Source organism: Streptomyces mesophilus, from assembly GCF_040300965.1.
Taxonomy (GTDB): domain Bacteria; phylum Actinomycetota; class Actinomycetes; order Streptomycetales; family Streptomycetaceae; genus Streptomyces; species Streptomyces mesophilus_A.
On the sequence record NZ_JBEPEW010000118.1, the window covers coordinates 1 to 19,727 of the forward strand.

14 protein-coding genes and 1 pseudogene are annotated in these 19,727 nt (G+C 70.6%); 8 read left to right on the forward strand and 7 right to left on the reverse strand.

Features of this window, described 5'->3' with window-relative positions; translation table 11 throughout:
* Positions 1 to 115: 115 nt before the first annotated feature.
* From ABT367_RS30965 to ABT367_RS30980, 4 genes are all read right to left on the reverse strand, one after another.
* A complete protein-coding gene (locus ABT367_RS30965; RefSeq protein WP_352256580.1) occupies positions 116 to 925 on the reverse strand; it encodes an IclR family transcriptional regulator in 810 nt (269 codons plus the stop codon).
* A 114-nt stretch (positions 926 to 1,039) separates the two neighbouring features.
* A complete protein-coding gene (locus ABT367_RS30970) occupies positions 1,040 to 2,338 on the reverse strand; it encodes an ABC transporter substrate-binding protein (RefSeq protein ID WP_352256581.1) in 1,299 nt (432 codons plus the stop codon).
* 58 nt (positions 2,339 to 2,396) lie between these two features.
* A complete protein-coding gene (locus ABT367_RS30975) occupies positions 2,397 to 3,281 on the reverse strand; it encodes a carbohydrate ABC transporter permease (protein ID WP_352256582.1) in 885 nt (294 codons plus the stop codon).
* Positions 3,278 to 4,213, reverse strand: a complete 936-nt coding sequence (locus ABT367_RS30980) for a carbohydrate ABC transporter permease (protein WP_352256583.1) — start codon at positions 4,211 to 4,213, stop codon at positions 3,278 to 3,280. The genes ABT367_RS30975 and ABT367_RS30980 overlap by 4 nt, the downstream gene beginning before the upstream one ends.
* Before the next feature lie 255 nt (positions 4,214 to 4,468).
* Here ABT367_RS30980 and ABT367_RS30985 point away from each other — a divergent pair, with 255 nt between their 5' ends.
* The 6 genes and pseudogenes from ABT367_RS30985 (at position 4,469) to ABT367_RS31010 (ending at position 12,736) form a co-directional block, all read left to right on the forward strand.
* Positions 4,469 to 6,490: a hypothetical protein gene (locus ABT367_RS30985; protein WP_352256584.1), complete on the forward strand. Its 2,022-nt coding sequence runs from the start codon at positions 4,469 to 4,471 to the stop codon at positions 6,488 to 6,490.
* A 165-nt stretch (positions 6,491 to 6,655) separates the two neighbouring features.
* Positions 6,656 to 8,142 (forward strand): annotated as a pseudogene (locus ABT367_RS30990) (ABC transporter substrate-binding protein).
* A gap of 100 nt (positions 8,143 to 8,242) precedes the next feature.
* A complete protein-coding gene (locus ABT367_RS30995) occupies positions 8,243 to 9,973 on the forward strand; it encodes an ABC transporter permease subunit (RefSeq protein WP_352256585.1) in 1,731 nt (576 codons plus the stop codon).
* Positions 9,970 to 10,989: an ABC transporter ATP-binding protein gene (locus tag ABT367_RS31000; RefSeq protein ID WP_352256586.1), complete on the forward strand. Its 1,020-nt coding sequence runs from the start codon at positions 9,970 to 9,972 to the stop codon at positions 10,987 to 10,989. Before ABT367_RS30995 ends, ABT367_RS31000 begins: the two co-directional genes overlap by 4 nt.
* Complete coding sequence (locus ABT367_RS31005) at positions 10,986 to 11,786, forward strand: ATP-binding cassette domain-containing protein (RefSeq protein WP_434975578.1); 801 nt, start codon at positions 10,986 to 10,988, stop codon at positions 11,784 to 11,786. The genes ABT367_RS31000 and ABT367_RS31005 overlap by 4 nt, the downstream gene beginning before the upstream one ends.
* On the forward strand, positions 11,783 to 12,736 hold the full coding sequence (locus ABT367_RS31010) for a succinylglutamate desuccinylase/aspartoacylase family protein (protein WP_352256587.1): 954 nt from the start codon (positions 11,783 to 11,785) through the stop codon (positions 12,734 to 12,736). Before ABT367_RS31005 ends, ABT367_RS31010 begins: the two co-directional genes overlap by 4 nt.
* 10 nt (positions 12,737 to 12,746) lie before the next feature.
* On the opposite strand, the gene ABT367_RS31015 is transcribed toward ABT367_RS31010, so the two are convergent.
* From ABT367_RS31015 to ABT367_RS31025, 3 genes are all read right to left on the reverse strand, one after another.
* On the reverse strand, positions 12,747 to 14,372 hold the full coding sequence (locus ABT367_RS31015) for a PucR family transcriptional regulator (RefSeq protein ID WP_352256588.1): 1,626 nt from the start codon (positions 14,370 to 14,372) through the stop codon (positions 12,747 to 12,749).
* Between the two features lie 31 nt (positions 14,373 to 14,403).
* On the reverse strand, positions 14,404 to 15,243 hold the full coding sequence (locus ABT367_RS31020; RefSeq protein ID WP_352256589.1) for a GNAT family N-acetyltransferase: 840 nt from the start codon (positions 15,241 to 15,243) through the stop codon (positions 14,404 to 14,406).
* A 172-nt stretch (positions 15,244 to 15,415) separates the two neighbouring features.
* Complete coding sequence (locus ABT367_RS31025) at positions 15,416 to 16,669, reverse strand: serine hydrolase domain-containing protein (RefSeq protein ID WP_352256590.1); 1,254 nt, start codon at positions 16,667 to 16,669, stop codon at positions 15,416 to 15,418.
* Between the two features lie 374 nt (positions 16,670 to 17,043).
* Here ABT367_RS31025 and ABT367_RS31030 point away from each other — a divergent pair, with 374 nt between their 5' ends.
* Together ABT367_RS31030 and ABT367_RS31035 are read left to right on the forward strand one after the other, a co-directional pair.
* Positions 17,044 to 18,612 (forward strand): ABC transporter substrate-binding protein, encoded by a 1,569-nt coding sequence (locus tag ABT367_RS31030; protein WP_352256591.1) that lies wholly within the window; start codon positions 17,044 to 17,046, stop codon positions 18,610 to 18,612.
* A 1-nt stretch (position 18,613) separates the two neighbouring features.
* On the forward strand, positions 18,614 to 19,723 hold the full coding sequence (locus tag ABT367_RS31035) for an ABC transporter permease (protein ID WP_352256592.1): 1,110 nt from the start codon (positions 18,614 to 18,616) through the stop codon (positions 19,721 to 19,723).
* Positions 19,724 to 19,727 lie beyond the last annotated feature (4 nt).

Sequence of the window (19,727 nt, forward strand, 5' to 3'; positions counted from 1 at the left end):
GGGCCCCCCCCACCCACACGGTATTTGCCCCTGTCCCCCGGGTCTGCGGGCATCTGGGCTGGGCCCCCCCGGCACCCCCCCCCCCCCGCCTCTCCCCCAACCCAGCGGCCCCCCGCTAACCCAGCGGCACCCGCGGCTGCGGTGCCCGGGTCATGGTGAAGCCCAGCGCGACGGACACCTCGTCGGCAGCCTCGACGACCATCAGGGCGAGCTCGCGCAGGCGCTGAGGGTCCTCCAGTTCGGAGAGGGGACCGCTCACCGACAGCGCCGCCACCACATCACCTGCGCGGCCGCGGATCGGGGCGGCGACACAGGCCCGCCCGAAGGCGAGTTCTTCGATCTCCGTGGCATAACCGCGGCTGCGCGCCTCGGCCAGCGCGCTCTCCATGGCGGACAGCTCCGTGATCGTGTGCGGGGTGTAGGCGATACCGAGCCCCTTGCCGTAGAACTCCCGTACATACTCCGCGGGTTGTTCCGACAGGAACGTCTTGCCCATGCCGGTGGCGTGCAGCGGCGCCGTACGTCCGGCCATGGTGAACGACTTGGGAGACTTCGCGCCCTCGAAGTTCCCGAGGTAGAACAGCTGGTCGTCGCGGAACTCCGCCAGATTCGCGCCGAGGTCGGCGACATGGGCGAGGTTCTGGGCGATCTGCCGCGCGGCCCGGAAGATCGACGAACTGTTGAGCGCCACCGACCCCAGCGTCACCACGGTCGGGCCCAGCCGGTACAGACCGGTCCGGGCGTCCTGTGCGAGGAAACCCATGCGGTCCAGTGACGAGACCATGCGGGAGACGGTCGACTGCCCCAGATTCGTCTGGGCGCAGAGCTCGGAGATCCGCAGTTCGCTGGTCTCATCGGTGAAGCAGGCGAGCAGCGACATCGCGCGTTCGACGGCCTGCGTTCCGGCGCCGTGTTCGGCAGCCATGGTTCTCCTGTCTTGTGGGCGGCGTCGATCGACCATTTTATATCGGTCATCCGCTTTGTGGGTTACGTTTCCACGTATGGTCCGGCCCCACCACGGAGGCGGGGCCTGCCCGCGTCACCCCTGCTCGAGTGCTGTTTCGACCTTCTTGCGCAGGTCGTTGAGGCCACTCTGGACCCCGACCTGACCTGCGAGGATCGAAGCGACCCCTTCGCCGATCGCCGTGTCGATCCGGGCCGTGGTGGCCAACGTGTCCCATGCGCTGAGCCGGGCGTGCTCCGCGACCGCACTGGCGAAGCCGGTCTGGAACGTGTCCTTCTGCAGGGCCTCGATCCGGTCGGCCACCTTCTTGTCGGCGGGCGGCAGCGCGGACTGCTTGTACAGAGCGGTGGCCGCGCTGAGGTCGGTGGCCACGTAGGAGATGAAGTCCCTGCTCGTCTTCTCCCCCTTGCCCGCGCTGCAGGCCAGACCCGAGCCCCAGAAGCGGTTGTACGAGGGGAGGCCCTTGGCGGTGGGCCGCTGCAGCGGACGGATGGCGGCGGCCAGATCCGCCGGGCCGCCGTTGGACTTCACGAACGTGTTGGCCAGTGGGGCGTCGTCGTACATGACGGCCTGCCCGCGCGCGAACATGATGCGCGCGTCCGTGCGGGCGACGCCCGCCTTGGTGAGCTTGGCGTCCTGGAGCTCCTTGTACCACTCGATGGCCGCGACACTCTCCGCGTCGCCGATGGTGCACTTCCGGTCCTTGGTGACGACCTCGCTGCCCCAGCCCCACATCCAGTGCACGGCGTCCTTGAGGTCCGGGTTCTTGGTGACCGCCGCGTAAGGGATGAGGTCGGAGTCCTGGCGCTTGATCTTCTCCAGCGCGGTCGCGAACTCCTCCACCGTCAGACCGCTCTTGAGCCCGACCTCGTCGGCGATCCGGCCGTCGCATACGAGGCCGATGCCCGAGGCCGTCAGGGGCAGCATGTACAGCTTTCCGTCGACGCGCAGTCCGTCGACCACCGCCTGCGGTATGTCCATGCCTTCGGCGAGATCGGAGAGGTCGGCGAGGATCCCCATGGGGACGAGCAGTTGCCACGGCCCCTGGGAAACTCCGTTGAAGGAGCCGGACTTCGCGGCAAGCGCCAGCTGGGTGGCCGCCTGGTCGTAGGGGAAGATGACGGGCTTCACCTTCTTGCCGGACTTCTTCTCCCAGCCCGCGACGACGGCCTGCCACGCCGCCTTCTGGGCGTCCTCACCGAGTGCGTTGCCGTACAGCTTGATCGTGTCGGCCTCCGACGCACCACTCCCCGCAGCATTGCCGGGCGTGGAAGTGGAGCACGCCGTCAGACCGAAGGCGCTGGAGAGTCCGAGAGCTCCGAGACCCGCGAGGACTCCTCGCCGGGTCATGGCCTGCTGAGGAAGGTTGGACATGATGGCTCCATCGTGTCTTTGGGGTGGGAGTCGTGTCTTTGGGTGGGAAGCGGGCTGCTCAGCCCTTGACCGCTCCGGCGGCGAGGCCGGAGACGAAGTACCGCTGCAAGGCGATGAAGATCAGCGCGAGGGGCAGGGATGTGATCACCGAAGCCGCCATCAGGGCCGGCCAGTCACCTGAGCCCTCGTGGATGAAGGCCGTGGTCATGCCGACCGGGAGCGTCTGCTTGTCCGGTCCGGCCAGCGTCAGCGCGAACAGCAGGTCGCTCCAGCCGCGCATGAAGGCGAACATCCCGGCTGTGACCAGACCAGGGGTGATCAGCGGAAAGATGATCCTGAACAGGATCGCCAGGTTGGAGAGGCCGTCCACCTTCGCCGCCTCGATGATCTCGTCCGGCAGCCCGTCGATGATGCCTTTGAGGAGGAACACGGTGAGCGGCAGCGTGAACGTGGTGAACGCCAGCACCACGGCCGTATACGTATAGAGGAGTCCCGCGGCGCTGAACATCAGGTACAGCGAGACCAGAAGCAGGACCCCGGGTACCAGCTGTCCGACGAGGAACATGACCATGAAGAGGTTGCGTCCGCGGTAGCGGAACTTCGACAGCGAGTACGCCATCAGTCCGGACACCAGGACCGAGACCGCCGCGGTCCCGGCCGAGACGATCACCGAGTTGCCGAGGGCGGACAGCAGTGCGGTGTCCTCGAAGAACGCGCCGAAGTTGTCGAGGGTCGGGTTGAACGGGAAGAACGGCCGGTCCTTGGAGAAGACGTCCTCGCGTTGCATGAACGCGGTGGCCACCAGCCAGTACACCGGAAGCAGTCCGAACAGACCGAGCACCGCCAGGCTCAGCTTGCCGGCGACGCCGAGCGTCGGCCGGGTGATGCCCTCGCCCACATGGCGTGAGCGGCGTCGGGCCGGCAGGAACGACACGAGGCTCACCGTCGCGCCTCCAGTTTCTTGTTCAGCAGGAAGTACGCGGCACACACCACGGACAGGGCGACGAGCCACAGCACACCCATGGCCGCCGCACGGCCCAGGGAGAACTCGACGAACGCGTACTGATAAATGCTGACCGCGAGGGTCATGGTCGAGGTGCCGGGGCCGCCCCCGGTCATCACGAAGATCATGTCGAACGAGCCGAAGTTGTAGATGAACTCCAGCATGGTCACCAGCGCGACCGGGCCGATCAGATGCGGCAGCGAAACGTGCCAGAAGCGCTGCCGGCGGGAAGCGCCGTCGATCGCGGCCGCCTCCAACTGCTCGCGCGGCAGGGTCTGCAGGACGGCCAGGATCACCACCATCACCCAGGGGAAGGTGTTCCACGACTTGGCGATGATCACCGCCGCCATGGCGGTCCCCGGAGCCCCGAGGAAGTCGACCTCCGGCAGGCCCACTTGCGACAGGACGTGGTTGAGCACGCCGTAGCTGTCGTTGAAGATCCACGCCCAGAGGAACGAGACGACGACACCGGGCAGCAGCCAGGGAAGCATGAGCATGCCGCGCAGTACCGACCGCCCCTTGAGGCGGGCGTTGAGGAGCAGCGCGAGCCCCAGACCGAGGAACAGCGGAAAGACCGTCGCGAGTACGGAGAACACGAGCGTGGTCCCGAGCCGGTCGACGAAGTCGGGCCAGACGTCGGAGTAGTTGTCGAACCCGATGAACGAGCGGCCGGGCCGGATGAGGGACTGGTCGTAGAGGCTGGTTCCCAGGCTCGCCACCAGCGGATACACCGCCACGGCAAGGAAGAGCGCCACTGCGGGGGCCGCGAGCATGAAGCCGAAGGTGCGGTCCCGCCCGTTGAGTGTGGAGCGCTTCCCCGCCCGCACGGGCGAGCGGGCGGGGGCTCGCACCGGCGGGGGTTCGGTGGTCATCGTCATATCAACTCCTTGCGACGCGACGGACCATATCTCAGAAGCAACATCTGGTAAATGGATGTGACGCCCACATTGTGGAGAGCTACCCAGGCACGCTTGGGCGGACATGCCCCGTACAGGGGCTTTGCGCCGACCTCCCTTACACGCAAGCCGAGTTGAGATGGTGCGACTGCTGCAGCACGGTTGACCGGCCTCGTATGGCGGGTGAAGTATCCGCGATACGAATTGGCCTTGTATATCTGGGAGTTGGATGTGACCCGCGTCAGGATCTGCGCCCTAGTCGCCGCCACAGCACTGGCCGTGGGCGCCTTGCCCACGGCAGCAACCACAGCGTCAGCCGAGCCGCTCCCCGTCCAGGACGCAGCTCCCGGCGACCCCCGTGCCGCCCAGCCCGTACTCCTGAACCAGAGCGGGTTCGGGCTCGGCGAGCCGAAGCGGTTCTCCGCGCCGCGGGCCGAGGACGGTGCGCCCTTCACGGTCACCGACGCGTCCGGGAAGGTGCGCCACCGGGGCAAGGTGACCGACGGCGTGGGCGACTTCACCACGTTCGACCCGCGCGACAACGGGGACTTCGTCGTGACCGTCAAGGGTGCTGCGGGTGTCGGCGCCTCGGTGCCCTTCGGCATCGGCGCGTACTGGATCGACCGGGTCTCGTACCGCCGGGCCATCGAGTTCATGTCGGGCAGCCGCTGCTACTTCGGCGACTTCACGCGCAAGGCGGAGGGGCCGGGGCTCGTCAGCGACGCCTACGGTCACCGCGAGTGCATGAAGGCCGTGACCTGGCGCGACGGCGCACACTACTCGAAGGAGATCCAGACGCTCGTCGACCTGTACCTCGCCAACCCGAGCGCGTTCGATCAGATCACCGTGGACGACGCGGTCTACAAGGGGCTCCCGACGACGCTGCCGCAGAACACCCCGGAGATCGTGCGGCTCATCCACTGGGGCGTCGAGCTGCTGCTCGAGGCCGACGTGAACGATCCCCAACTCAAGGAGCAGCTGGCCGCGTTCGTCTACGCCTATCCGCAGCTCGACACGTACATACCGGCCGACGTCTACGAGCGCGCCCGCGACCATCTCTTCGCCTCGTGGGGCAGCCCCGAGCGCGACCGTTACTACTGGCAGGCCTTCACGCCCCACACCGGGGACCTGTTCCAGGTGTACACACAAGTCGGCACCGGCAAGGGTGAGCTTCCGCCCGGCCACTCGGTCTGGCCGAACCTGATGATGTACGAGGTGGCCAAGCGCGAGGGACGCGACGACGCCGAGCGCTATCTGCGCGCCGCGCAGGACCAGACCGCATGGCTGATCGCCCACCTCGACCTCGCGGATCCGCGTACCACCAAGGGACAGCGGCAGAGCGAGCACGTGCTGATCACCGGTCTTGTGCAGTTCGCCGAGGCGTACCCCGACCAAGCACCCGAAGGCATCGAGGAGTTCGTACGTGACTGGGCGCGGACGGCGACGCAGCGCTCGGACAACCTCTGGGACTTCCGCCGCTACTCCGACGACCGCTGGACCATCCCGGCGTTCACCGGCGGTGGCGCCGACGATCCCAACGAGACCGGAAACGTGGCCGGTTTCGCCGCGCCCGCACTCGCCGCGGCCCGCCTGCTCGGCGACGATCCGCTGGCCGGGCGGCTGCGGGAACTCGCCACGGCCCACGTCGACAACATCTTCGGACGCAACCCCACCGGCCGGCACGCCTCCTACGACGCGGCCAGTGCGGCGGACGGATTCGAGGGCGTGGAGCGGGGCTGGTTCTCCGAGTACTACGGCGGGGCCGGCCTGCTGGAGAACCTGCCCGGCGTGCTCGACGGCAGCCCGAAGAACGGCCACTACCCCTTCAGCCCGGAGACCGAGAACATCGGCCACACCGAGGGCTGGGTGTCGTTCAACAGCGCATGGAACGCCTCGCTCGCCTGGCGCGCCGCCGACCGCACCCGGCTCGAGGTGCGCACTGCGGGCGGGGTACCCGCACAGGTGGTGCCACGCGGCGGGAAGGTGTCGGTGGAGCTGGCGGCGCCGCTGAACCTGGACGCCGGCGTGCTCGACAAGGGGACGGTCGAGGTGAAGGTGGGCGGCCGCTCCGGCACGCCGCTGACCGTGACGCAGACCGGTCAGAACTCGACCACGTTCCGCGCGACCCTCGACCTGGCCGGTCTCGGCACCGGTCACGGCGACAAGATCACGGTCTCGTACGGCCACGGGCCGTTCGAGGTCGCGTACTCCTTCGTCGTGACCGGTGCGGGAGCCGGTACCGGCAGGAGCTGATGCGGGAGGCAGGTAAGCAGTCCTCTCTTACGGGCGCGGTCGTCGAGGAGGGATCCGGGACGACCGCGCCCGGACCGCCGGCCGCTCGTTAGTTGAAAACGATTATCATCAGCTATTGTCGTCCAGGTCCTCAGACCTGCCCCGTTCCACGGACCTGGATGTTCAGTGCGCATACCCACGCCCCTGCCTGCCCTCTCCCTCACGGCTGTCGCAGCCCTGCTCCTGACGGGCTGCTTCGCACCCGGCGGCGGGGAGTCCGGCTCCTCGTCCGAGCGCCTGCGCGTGGTGATGATGCAGCCGCCGCGTTCCGGGCTCTCCCCGCTCAGCGACGACGCCTTCAAGCTGTCGCGCTGGAGCACCGCGGAGACCCTGGTCACGCTCGACGCCAACGGCGATCCGCGGCCCGCGCTCGCCACCTCCTGGCGCGCGTCCGGTGACGCGGCCTGGACCTTCACCTCCGCAAGGGCGTCACCTTCCATGACGGCACCCCGCTCACGGCCGCGGACGTCGTGCGCTCCCTCACCCGAGCCGCGAAGGCCGCACCGAAGCCGCGCATCCTCGACGGGGTCAAGCTCACCGTCACGGCGCAGGGCGACAAGGTGAAGGTGGCCACCGCGGCCCCGGACCCGCTGCTGCCCCAGCGCCTGTCCTCGCCGCAGCTGTCGGTCCTGGCCGCCAAGGCGTACCGGGGGAAGTCGGTGAACCCTGTCGGGGCCGGCACCGGCGCGTTCGTCCTCAAGAAGGTGAACGGGACCAGTTCCGCCACGCTCGACCGCAACGGCGCGTACTGGGGCGGCCGCCCCGAGGCACCCGGGATCGACGTGCGGTTCGTGCCCGACGGCACCGCGCGGGCCGCCGCGCTGCGCAGCGGTGAGGCGGACATCGTCGAGTCCGTGCCGGTGTCGCAGGCGGCGGTGCTCGACGAGGACCAGATCACCGAAGTGCCGATGCCGCGCACGAACACCCTCTACCTCAACACCGAGCGCGGCGCTTTCGCCGACCCCGCGCTGCGGGCCGCCGCCCGCGGCGCGATCGACGCCGAGGCGCTCGTGAAGGGGGTGTACGAGGGCCGCGCGGATGTCGCCGAAGGGCTGCTCGGGCCCGCCATCCCGTGGGCCGAGCAGCGCGCCGGCCGCACCGAGCCCGCTGCGCCGGGCAAGCCGGACGGCAAGGCGATCACCATCGGCACCTTCACCGACCGTGCCGAGCTCCCCGAGGTCGCCGCCGCGCTCCAACAGCAGCTCCAGCAGGCCGGGTTCACCGTGAAGCTGGAGGTCCGGGAGTACGCGGCGATCGAAGCCGACGCTCTCGCGGGCAAGTTCGACGCCTTCGTCCTGTCGCGGGCCACCGTGCTCGACTCCGGCGACCCGGCGGCGTACCTCTACAGCGATTTCGCGAGCGACGGCTCGTTCAATCTCTCCCAACTCGCAGATCCCGCCGTCGACAAGGCCCTCGGCAAGGCCACGAAGGCAGCCTCGGGGCCGCAGCGGCGCGCCGCGATCCTGGCCGCCGAGAGTGCGGTGCTCAATGCCGACGCGGCGCTTCCGATGCTGCACGAACGGGTCATCCAGGGCGACTCCCCCCGGGTGGTCGGTTCGGCCAAGGACCCGCGCGAGCGTCTGCTCGTCACGCCCGACACGTACGTGAAGTGAGGGCTCCGGCATGAGGGCGGCACTCGCTCGTGGGGCAGGTATGAGGGGGGCGGCGGGCCGTAAGCCCGGTATGAGGGGGACGCCGTCTCGTAAGGCCGGCATGAGGGCGGCACTCGCTCGTGTCGGAGGACTCGGCGTCGTCCTCGCTCTGATCGGGCTCCTGCCCTGGCTGTCCGGACGGGACGCGGCGCTCAGCGTGCTGCGTGCCCGGTCCGCCGAACAGGAGGCGACCGACGAGGCGTTGACGGCGATCCGCGAGGACCTCGGCCTCGATGCCGGACCCCTGGCCCTGCTGGGTCGCTGGGCCGGCGGGCTGCTGCGCGGCGACCTGGGCCGGTCCTGGGTGTCGGGGTCCGATGTGCTGCCGTCGGTGCTGTCCGGGCTCACGGTGTCCCTCGCCCTGATGGGCGCCTCGCTCGTCGTGGCCCTGCTGGTCGCGGTCGCGCTCTGCGCGCGGACGGTGGTACGCGGTGCGCGGGGCACACTGCGCGGGTCGGGCTCCCCGGGGGCGACCGCCGCCATGCTCGCCTCCGTGCCCGAATTCCTCCTGGCGACCGTGCTGTTGATCGCGGCCGGCGTCTGGCTGGGGCTGCTGCCGACCTCCGGCTGGCAGGGGCCGGCCTCGATGGTGCTGCCCGCGCTCGCGATGGGGGTGCCCGCCGGTGGACTGCTCGGCCGCCTTGTCGACGACGCGCTGCCCGCGGTGTACGCGGAGCGCTGGGCCGATCTGTGGCGTGCCTCGGGTGTCTCGGCGCCCCGGATCGCGCTGGCGTCGTTGCGCCGGGCGATGCCCGCGATCGTGCCCCAGTTCGGTTTGGTCGCGGTCGGGCTGACCGGGGGCGCGGTCGCGGTGGAGGCCGTGTTCGCGATCCCGGGCATCGGCCGGACCGCGCTGGGCGCCGCCAAGGCCCAGGATCTGCCGCTGCTGCAGGGCGCGGTGCTCGCCCTGCTCGTGCTCGGACTTGTGGCGGGCATCCTCGCCCACCTCGTACGCGGACGGCTGCTCGGCCCCGGCCTCAGGGATGCGGCTCTCGCGCTGCCGTCCGCGCCCCGGCGCTCGACGGGCCCGGCACAGAAGGCCGTTCCCTCGGTGCTCGCGGCAGTGCTGCTCGCGGTCATCGGGTGGGGGCTGCTGCGTGAGCCGTACGCGGTCGAGGTCACGGCCCGGCTCTCCGCCCCCTCGTGGCAGCACCCTCTGGGCACCGACGGTCTCGGCCGGGATGTGCTGGCGCGGCTCGGTCACGGCGCCGCCGCGACCGTCGGCGTGGCGCTCGCCGTCTGCCTGATCAGCTATCTGATCGCGGTCGCGATCGGCTTCCTGCCGTCGCTGTCCTCGGGGATCGCCGACGTCGCCAACGCGCTGCCTCCGGTCATCGTCGGCATCCTCGTCGCGGCGGCGCTCGGCCCTGGCACAGCCGGGGCCTCGGTGGCGGTCGCGCTGATCTCCTGGCCGCCGCTGGCCGCGCACGCCGCGGCCCTGGTGCAGGAGACCCGTTCGGCCGGATTCCTCACCGCGCAGCGGGCGATCGGCGCATCCCCGCGCTGGGTGCTCACCCGGCACGTACTGCCGGCCGTGTCCGGTCCGGTGGCCCGGCACGCGCTGCTGCGCCTGCCCGGCATCGCGCTCGCGCTCGCCTCGCTCGGCTTCCTCGGGCTCGGCGCTCAGCCACCGGCTCCCGAGTGGGGTCTGCTGCTCGACGAATCACGCGCGTACGTGGAGCGGGCGCCGTGGGCCGCGCTCTCACCGGCGCTCGCGCTGGCCCTGCTCGCCGGTCTGGCCGTGTCGCTCTCCCGCACCGCCCCGTACGCACCGAAGGGAAAGCGCGCATGACCGAGCCTCAACTCCTGTTGTCCGTAAGCGATCTGCACGTCGCATTCCCGGACGAGCGTCTGACGCCGGTCCGGGGAGTCTCGTTCGACGTACGCGAAGGGGAGGTACTCGCGCTGGTCGGCGAGACCGGGGCGGGCAAGTCGCTGACCGCCCGGGCCGTGCTCGGGATGGCGCCGCCCACCGCGCGGCTGAACGGCAGCGTGGAGTTCCGCGGCCGCGAGATCCTGGGTGCACCGCGTGCCGTGTACGCCGGACTGTGGGGCCGCCGGATCGCCTTCGTACCGCAGGACGCGCTGTCCGTGCTCAGCCCCGTGCACACGGTCGGCGATCAACTGGCCGCCGCCGTGCGCTCGGTGCGCGGGACGGGGCGCCGCGCGGCGCGGGACGCCGCGGTGGCGGCCCTCGGACACGTGGGCATCGCGGACGCGGCCCGGCGGGCCCGGGCGTATCCGCATGAGTTCTCCGGCGGGATGCGCCAGCGTGCCGTCATCGCGATGGCGATGATCAACGAGCCGGACCTGGTGGTCGCCGACGAACCCACCACCGCCCTCGACCCCGCCCGCCAGGAGCAGGTCCTCGAACTGCTCGCCGAGCTCCGGGGGTCGAGCGGTGCGGCGATGCTCCTGGTGACCCACGATCTGGGGGTCGTGGCGCACCACGCCGACAAGGTCCTCGTCCTGTACGCGGGCCGGGCCGTCGAGTCGGGGCCCGTGGCGGACGTACTCGCACGGCCCCGCGCCCCGTACACCGCGGGCCTGCTGGCCTCCCTTCCCCCGGACACCCCGGCCCCAGACCGCCGGCTGCCCGCGATCGGCGGCGCACCGCCCGCGCCGTACGAGCTCGCCGACCTGAAGGGCTGTGCGTTCGCCCCGCGCTGCCCGCGCGCTGACGAACGCTGCCGCAGCGAGGCTCCCCGACCCGAACCGGTGGCGGACGGGCACCTGGCCGCCTGCCACCGATGGCGCGAACTCCCCGCCGTACCGCAGCAGTTGTTCACCGAAGGAACCACTCCGTGAACCCCGTCCTGAGCATCCGAGACCTCACCGTCCGCTATCCCGGCCGCAGCCGGCGCGCGGCTCCCGTGACCGCCGTCGACCGGGTCTCCTTCGACGTGGCCGAGGGTGAGACGCTGGCGCTGATCGGCCCCTCCGGTTCCGGCAAGTCCAGCACCGGCGCGGCGGCGCTGATGCTGCGCCGGCCGGACAGCGGTGAAGTCCGCTTCGACGGGCGGGAGTTGACGGCGCTCGACGAGGCCGCGATCCGCCCGCTGCGGCCACGGTTCCAGCCGGTCTTCCAGGACCCCTACGGTTCGCTCAGCCCTCGCCTGCGGATCAGTGACGCGGTCGCCGAACCGCTACGGGTCCAGGGCCGGTGGGATCCGGGGGCCGGACCGGACCACGTGACCCACCTCCTGGAGACCGTCGGGCTCGATCCGCGGCTCGGCGACCGTCTGCCGCACGAACTGTCCGGCGGCCAGTGCCAACGCGTCGGCATCGCCCGGGCGTTGGTCAGCGAGCCGCGGCTGCTCGTCCTCGACGAACCGGTGTCGGCCCTGGACCCGTCGGTGCGCGCGGGGGTGCTCAACCTGCTCACCGGCCTGCAGGAACGTCTCGGCCTCGCCTACCTGTTCATCTGCCACGACCTGGCCGTCGTACGGCACGTCGCCCACCGGGTCGCCGTCATGGACGGCGGCCGCATCGTGGAGACGCTCGCGGCCTCCGCCCTGTACGGCCGGGGCGAGGTCCACCCCCGTACCGGGGAACTGCTCACGAGCGCGTTCCCCCGGCCTCGTACCACTGGAGCCATGCGATGATCCCGCCCATCGGACCCGGCACGAAGACCTCGCACCGTGTGCCGGTCGACCTGGGCACCCTCACCGTCGAACTGCCCGTCACGCAGGTGCGTGGAGTGCGCCACGGGCCCCGGGTCGTGATCACGGCCGGTATGCACGGCGGTGAGTTCTGCGGTATCGAAGCGGCCACGCGTCTCGCGGCGCGGCTGACGCCCGAGGACGTGCGCGGCGACGTCGTCATCTGCCCGGTGGCCAATCCTCCGGCCGTGTACGACGGACGCCTCGGTGTCTCGCCGCTCGACGGCGTGAACATCAACCGGGTCTTCCCCGGCGACCCACAGGGCGGGCCCACCGAACGGCTCGCGGGCTGGCACACCGCTCACCTCTGCGCCGGTGCGGACCTCTATGTCGACCTGCACTCCGGCGGTATCGACGAGACCCTGCGCGAGTTCGTCGGCCACCGCCTGACCGGAGACCGTGCGCTGGATGCCCGTACGGCTGAACTCGCCCACGTCCTCGGTATCGAGGACGTGATCATCGGGCGCACCACCGAGGGCGGCAACAGCCATGCCGCAGCCGCCCGTCGGGGTATCCCGGCCCTGCTCGTAGAGGTCGGCGACCGCGGCAGCCGCGACCCGGACACCGCCGCCCGCCTCGTCGACGGACTGCTCCGGCTCCTGGGCACGGCGGGTGTCACGGCCCGCACCGCTGTCGGCGAGCCGGTGCCGGTGCGCGAGTGGCTGTGGGCCTGCTCGGTCACCGCCGAGACGACCGGACTCTGGTATCCGGCCCTCACCGCCGGGGACGAAGCGACGGCCGGCGCTCCGCTCGGGCACCTCCTCAGCCCTGCCGACGGCACCCGCACCACGGTGGTGTCCCCGGTCACCGGGCGGCTCTTCTACGGGATGCACGCCCTGACCGTCCGCCGCGGCGCGGAACTTGCGGCGATCGCCGAACCAAAGGTGGTGTGAGGGACTGCCCCTAAGGCGCGAGCCTCAGGTGGAGCATCGCCTCGAAGCGGGCTTCGGGCGTGGACAGGTCGAGACCGGACACCGTGGCGAGCCGTTTCAGGCGGTAGCGGAAGGTGTTGGGGTGCACGTGCATGGCGGCCGATGCGGAGATGACGTCGCCGAACGCGTCGAGCCAGGCGGCAAGCGTCTCGGTCAGCGTCGTGCCGTGCTCGGCGTCGTAGACGCGCAGCCGGACGATCGGGTTGTCCGGCGGGCCGCCGTCGGTGGCGATCCGGTCGGCCAGTTCGAGGAGCAGGGCGTCCACGTAGACCGCGGCGAGCCGGGCGGTCCGCAGGTCCGGCCGCCGCTCGCGCAGCACCCGCAGGGCCTGGTCGGCCTCGGCGCGCGAACGGCGGAGGTCCTCGGGCCTGCCCGCGACACCGCCGACCCCGATGACGGCGGACGCCCGGTCCCCGATCCGCTCCAGGAAGGACTCGGCGACCCGCCGGGCCGCCTCGTCCGAAGTGGCGGGCAGCACCGCGTAGGTGACGCCGCCGAGTGTGGCGGTGGCCGTCCTCGGGTGGATCGCGTTCAGATGAAGGGCCAGCGCGCCGGCGATCCGGTCGGCCGCCACGACCCGGTCGGCGGCCGGTGAGGTGGGGGTCGCCGCGAACCGGTCGGCGGCCGGCGAGGTGTGCGTCGCGAGGGCGAGCACGCAGGCGGGCTGGGCGGAGAGTCCGAGTCTGGCGGCTGCTCCGGGAGCGCCCTCGCCGCCTTCGAGGAGGGTGGCGAGCAGGTCGGCACGGAGCCGGTGCCCGACGTCCTCGCCCGCCCTGCGGCGCAGCAGATGCAGGGCGGCGACCTTGGCCGCGTCGCTCAGCGCGCGCTCGCGGTCCCTGGTCAGCGGCTGCTTGACCACCACCCAGATGGAGCCGAGGATCTCGCCGCCCGCGCGGACCGCGATCGCGACCCGCGGCTTGTCCGCGATCCCCTCCAGATACAGCGGCTCGTCGTTGCGGTAGAGCAGTCGGAACGCACCCCGCTCCTCCAGCGCCCGCAGCTTCTCCGCCGGGACCTGGCGGTCGAGGATCGTCGCGATCCTGGCCTCGTCGCCCTCGTCCTGACGGCTGGAGAACGCGAGCACCCTGCCGTCGCGGTCCTCGACCGTCACCGGCCCGTCGAGCAGCGCGGAGATCGCGTTGGCCAGCGCGAACAGGTCTCCGGCGAGGGGCTCTTCGGCCGGCTCCCCGACGAGCTCGTCGACCGAGAGCATCGACCGCAGCAGCGCCGCGACCTGCGCCCAGGAGGCACCCGCCATCAGACCGAGCACCGGGATCGCCGCGTCGGCGACGGCCGCCTCCACCGCTTCGTCCACGGCGATCGGGGCTCGTACGATGACGGCCGCCGCGCCGAGGACGGCGGCCCACTCGACCAGGCCCACGACCTCGTCCGCGCCGTAGATCCCGACGCCGAGGACGATCGCCCCCGGCAAGCGTGCCGGGGCGTCGTGCGGGTCGTGGATGAGCACCCCGCCGACCGGCCGCGCCGGATCCGGTTCGCCGACCGTGGACACGATGAAGGTCGAGCCCAGGTCCGCGAGGACGCGGCCGAGCGGGGCCCGGCCGCTCACCTGCGCACCCGGGGGTGGTGTGGCCACAGACCTACGGGCCACCTCGCGACTGCGGCCCTCATCGGTCCCCCTTCCGTTCGATGAGATACCGGCCGTCGCGGGTGAATCCGGTGACCGCCGCACCGTCGGCGAGCAGGCCGCCGAGGGTGTCCCGCAACGCCGTGCGCCACGCGTGGGCGGCCTCCGGACGTTCCCCGCGCAACGACTCGATGTCGGGCGGGATGCGGACGCTGACGCAGGGTCCGTCGAGCGGTCCGCGCACGGGCAGTCCGTCTGCGTCCGCGTCGAGCCCCGGCGCAGCGTCCGTGGGGACGGGGGCCTGGTGGTGCGGCCGGATGCAGGCCGCGGCGACGGCGGGATCGGCGAGGTTCCAGCCGACGAGCAGCCGGTCGGATCCCTGGCCCTTGTTGACGCTGTCGTCCATGACCCCGTAGAAGTCCGGCAGATACTCCTCGGCCACCGCGCCCAGTTTGGCCAGGTTGAAGTAGGCGTTGCGGCTGACCAACGGGTCATAGGTCCAGGTCACCTTGGTGAGGGAGCGCTCGAGGGACCAGGCCCGCTGATGGACCTTCAGTGCGAACCCGATGTTGCGGCCGCGGGCGCGCGCGTCTACGCCGGCGATATGCGAGTGCAGCCCGGTCTCCGCGAGGAAGCCGATACAGACACCGATCAGCCGGTCGGCCTCGTACGCGCCGGCCACGTAACTGCCCGAGTGCTCAAATCCCCTGAGCAGCGCCATGGTGATGAGCGGGCTGTCCGACGGTGGGCGCCACACCCGGTCGAGCAGGTCGCAGGCGTCCCGGAACTCGGCCTCCTGCGACAGCTGCCTGATGGTCACGCCGGACCGCCGCTGAGCCAGGTCGGAGGCGGCTGCGGACCGCTCGACGAGTTCGCTCACGTCTCCTCCCGTACGGAGCAGTGCGGTTGCCCGGTCCGATGGACCTCGGGCGGGGCGTGCAGGGTGGAGTGCTCGGTCAAGGTCGCCTCGCAGGTGTCCGATGACGAAGTCGGCCCCCGCCCGCCCCGGCTGTGTGCGCGAGGCGGGCAGTGGGCCACGGTCGGTGAGTGGGTCAGGAGAGCTGCAGGGGGCGGGTCGCCGGGAGGGTGGCCGTGGAACCGGCGTCGCTCGCGCCTGCGCCCGCCGCGGAGCCGGGACAGAAGGTCGCCTCCATGACAGCGGTCGAGATGCCGCCCTGGTCGACCCAGTCACCGTTGATGTTGGTGCTCGCGACCTTCGATCCGTCGCGCAGGCCCATCGACCACGACAGCGAGCCGTGGATCGTGCCGCCGTGCCCCCACACCTGGACACCGCAGGACAACTTCTGCCTGATCATGCCTAGCCCGTATCCGGTGTTGGGGATCCAGTTCACGGTCTCCACGGCGGTGAACATCTCCTTCTGCTGGGCGGGACGGAGCAGACGCCCGCTGAGCAGCGCACCGTAGAACCGGTTGATGTCGCCTGCCGTGGAGATCATGTCGCCGGCCGAGCCCGCCCAGGTCGCGCTCATCTCGGTCACGTCGTGCACCGGCGCCGCGGGGTCACCCGTCATGAGCTTGGAGTAGGCGCGTCCGTGCGGCCCGACGATGCTCGTGCTCCTGCCCGGCAGATACGTGTTGCCGAGGCCGAGCGGTCCGATGATCCGCCGGTTCACCTCAGCACTGAGCGAGCGGCCCGACACCTTCTCCACGATCATGCCCGCGAGGATGAAGTTGGTGTTGGAGTAGGCCCAGGACGTACCCGGCGCGAAGTCCGGTGCGTGGCCCATCGCCGTCCTGACGAGGTCCTGGGGCAGGACGCTGTCGAAACGGTGGTCGAGGAAGCCCTGGCCGACCAGCTTGGCCAACACCCCCGCGTCGTTCGTGTAGTTGAAGATGCCGCTGGTGTGGTTGAGCAGCTGCCGTACGGTGATCCTGCTGCCGTCGTGGCCGTTGCCCTGCACCACACCCGGCAGCCACTTCTCCACACTGTCATCGAGGCTGAGCCGTCCCTCACCCACCAGCTGCAGCAGCACCGTGGCGGTGAACGTCTTGGTGGTGCTGCCGATCCGGTAGCGGTCGTAGGACACCGGCTTGCGGTTGGTGGAGGTGTCCGCGACTCCGGAGGAGCCGAACCAGCGGCTGGAACCGTTCTTGACCTCGGCGAGAATGCCGGGCGCCCCTCCCTCGCTCACCGCACGGTCCAGCACACGCTGGACCGCGTCGTTCGTTGTCCTGGAATCGGCGGACGCGGTGGGGTCCGCGGACACGGCCACGGACACAGCCGGTGACGCGACCATGACCATGGCCGCGATGCTCGCGGTGAGGACAGCTCTGACACGCAACATGGGGCTTCCTTTCGTGGCGAGGCTCGCAGGGACTTACTCCCGGGCAGTGCATCCGGGCAGTGCCTCCGGGAGCCGACATCGTCCCCAGCCGCGGCACGCCCTGGCTAAGTGCGGCAGGACGAAATCCAGCCCACCGATTGGTGCCGCGGTATGAACCCGTCCCGGCGGCCCTGTGCGACCCGGCCGCCAAGTGCCCTTTGGACACCGGCACATAGATGGGCGCCTGCCTTCGTACGACGGTCCGAAGAGGTGCCCGGGCGGCTGGCCTAGCGTTCGCTGTTACCTCGTCAGGGCCCGTACGACGTGCATGACGTGGGTGACCTGCATGAATACCTCACCTTCCGCGCGCTGACGTCCGACCTGGAGGTCCTCTCATGGCGCCCCGTAAGAACCTGACGGTCCTGCTGCTCGCCACCGCGGTGGCGCTGACCGCCTGCTCCCCCGGCGGTGCGTCCACGCCGGCTGCCGGCGGCCGGACGCTGGTCATCGACACGTCCTTCGACCTCAAGACCGCCGACCCGGGCCGGATGTACGAGGCCACCGGACTCTTCGTGGGCAAGGCGGTGTACGAGACGCTGCTGACCTTCGAGGGCGGCGACGTGACCAAGCCGGTGCCGGCCCTGGCCGAGTCGTACACGCTGTCCGAGGACGGCAAGGTCCTGACGCTGAAGCTCCGTTCGGACGCGAAATTCAGCGACGGCTCCCCGCTCACCGCCGACGACGTGGTCTTCTCACTGACCCGCCTGCGCGATATGAAGGGCAATCCTTCGTTCCTCCTGGCAGGGGTGGAGGTGGCCAAGACGGACGGCTCCACGATCACGCTGACCTCGAAGGCACCCAATCCCGCACTGCCGTACATCCTGCCGAACCCCACCCTCGGGATCCTCAACAGCAAGGTCGCCAAGGCGCACGGCGCGACGACCGACGACAAGGACAAGGCGGAGCAGTACCTCAACACTGCGTCGGCCGGATCGGGTCCTTACACGATCGAGTCGTTCAACGTCAGCAACCAGGTGGTGCTGCGGGCGAACAAGAAGTACTACGGCGACAAGCCCGCGTACGACAAGGTCGTCATACGCAACGTCGAGGCGGCCACACAGAAGCTCAACGTGCAGCGCGGCGACAGCCAGGTGGCCCTGAACCTCTCCGGCGACCAGGCCAAGGGCATGTCCGGCACCGTGCAGGTGAAGCGGACCGCTTCGGCCAACGTGATCTATCTGCACCACAGCCGCAACAAGGCGCTCAGCAAGGTGACGTCCAACCCGAAGTTCGTGGAAGCCGTACGCAAGGGCGTCGACTACAAGGGACTGCTCGAACTGGCCGGCGAAGGGTCCGTGCAGGCGCCGGGCATCATTCCCTCCCAACTCCTCGGCGCCCTCCCGCCCGACCAGGCGCCCCAGCGCGATGTGGCGGGCGCGAAGGCGGCACTGGCGGCGAGCGGCCTGAGCAACCCGAAGGTCAAGCTGGAGTATCCGAGCGAGCTCACGGTGAACGGTCTGTCCCTGCAGCCGCTGGCCGAACGCATCCAGTCCAACCTCAAGGAAGTCGGCATCACCGTCGACCTCGCGCCCGCCCCCCTCACCACCGCGGCGGACAACTACCGCAACGGCAAGGAGGAGATGGGCCTGTGGTACTGGGGCCCGGACCACCCGGACCCCACCGGTTACCTGGTGTTCCTGCCCGGCAAGATGGTCGGGGAGCGCCTCGGCTGGAAGGCGGGCGCGGACAAGAAGCTGGAGGCCGCGGGCGATAGGGCGGCCGCCGCGGTCGGCGAGGAGGCGCGTAAGCAGGCCTTCGCCGACGTGCAGACGCAGTTGAACACCACGGGCCCGTACGTGCCGCTCATCCAGCCCGGCCAGAACATCGTGACGGCCGCCTCGGTCACCGGCCTCGAGTACCACCCGGTGTGGACCGTCGACATCGCCGACCTCGGTGTCAAGTGACATGACGGGCAAGCAGAATCGGGTACGGCGCCGAAACGGGCCACTGGCCGCGCTCCTCGGCCGCGGGCCCGTTCCCGGATTCCTCGCGCGCAGACCGCTGCTCCGGTTCCTGGCCCGCAGGATCCTCGTCGCGATCCTCCTTGCCTGGGGCATCACGCTGGTCACGTTCGTCCTGACGAATATGGTGCCGGGCGACCCGGTGGCGGCGAACCTGGGCCAGCGGGCGGTCGGTGACCCGGTGGCCGTGGCCCAGTGGCGGGCCGAACACGGGCTCGACAAGCCGCTCCCTCAGCAGTACTTGCTGTTCCTGGAGGGCCTGCTCCACGGCGACCTCGGCATCAGTCAGCAGTCTCATCGGCCGGTGAGCGAGGACCTGGCGGAGTTCGTGCCCGCGACCCTGGAACTGGCGGGCGCGGCCATCCTCGTATCGCTGGTGCTCGGTGTGGCCTTCGGCCTGATCGCGGCCCTGCGCCGGGACCGTCTGGCGGACCACGTGCTGCGGATGCTGAGCCTGATCGGGGTCTCGGTGCCGACCTTCTGGCTGGCGCTCCTGGCGTTCTATGTCTTCTTCTACCGGCTCCGACTCACGCCGGGCAGCGGCCGGGTGGACCCCGCCATCGGCGCACCGCCACCCGTCACCGGCCTGCACACGCTGGACGCGGCGCTGGCCGGCCGGTGGGACATCTTCACCAGCGCGCTCGGCCACCTGATCGTGCCCGCCCTGGTGCTCTCGCTCTACACGATCGGACTGCTCACCCGCTTCACCCGCAGCGCGGTCCTCGAGGTCCTCGGCCAGGACTACGTCCGTGCGGGCCGGGCCAAGGGCCTTTCGGGCCGGGTGATCCTCTTCCGCTACGTGCTGCGGTCCGCCCTTGTACCGATCATCACGGTGGCGGGGCTCGCGTTCGGCAGCCTTCTGTCGGGCACCGTGCTCGTCGAGGCGATCTTCGCCTGGCAGGGCGTCGGGCAGTACGCGTACAAGAGCGCCACCGCCCTCGACCTGCCCGCCATCATGGGCGTCGGCCTGGTGGTCAGCGGCGTGTATCTGGCGATCAACCTGCTCGTGGACGTCCTGTACGGCGTCATCGACCCCCGGGTGAGGCTGCGATGAGTCA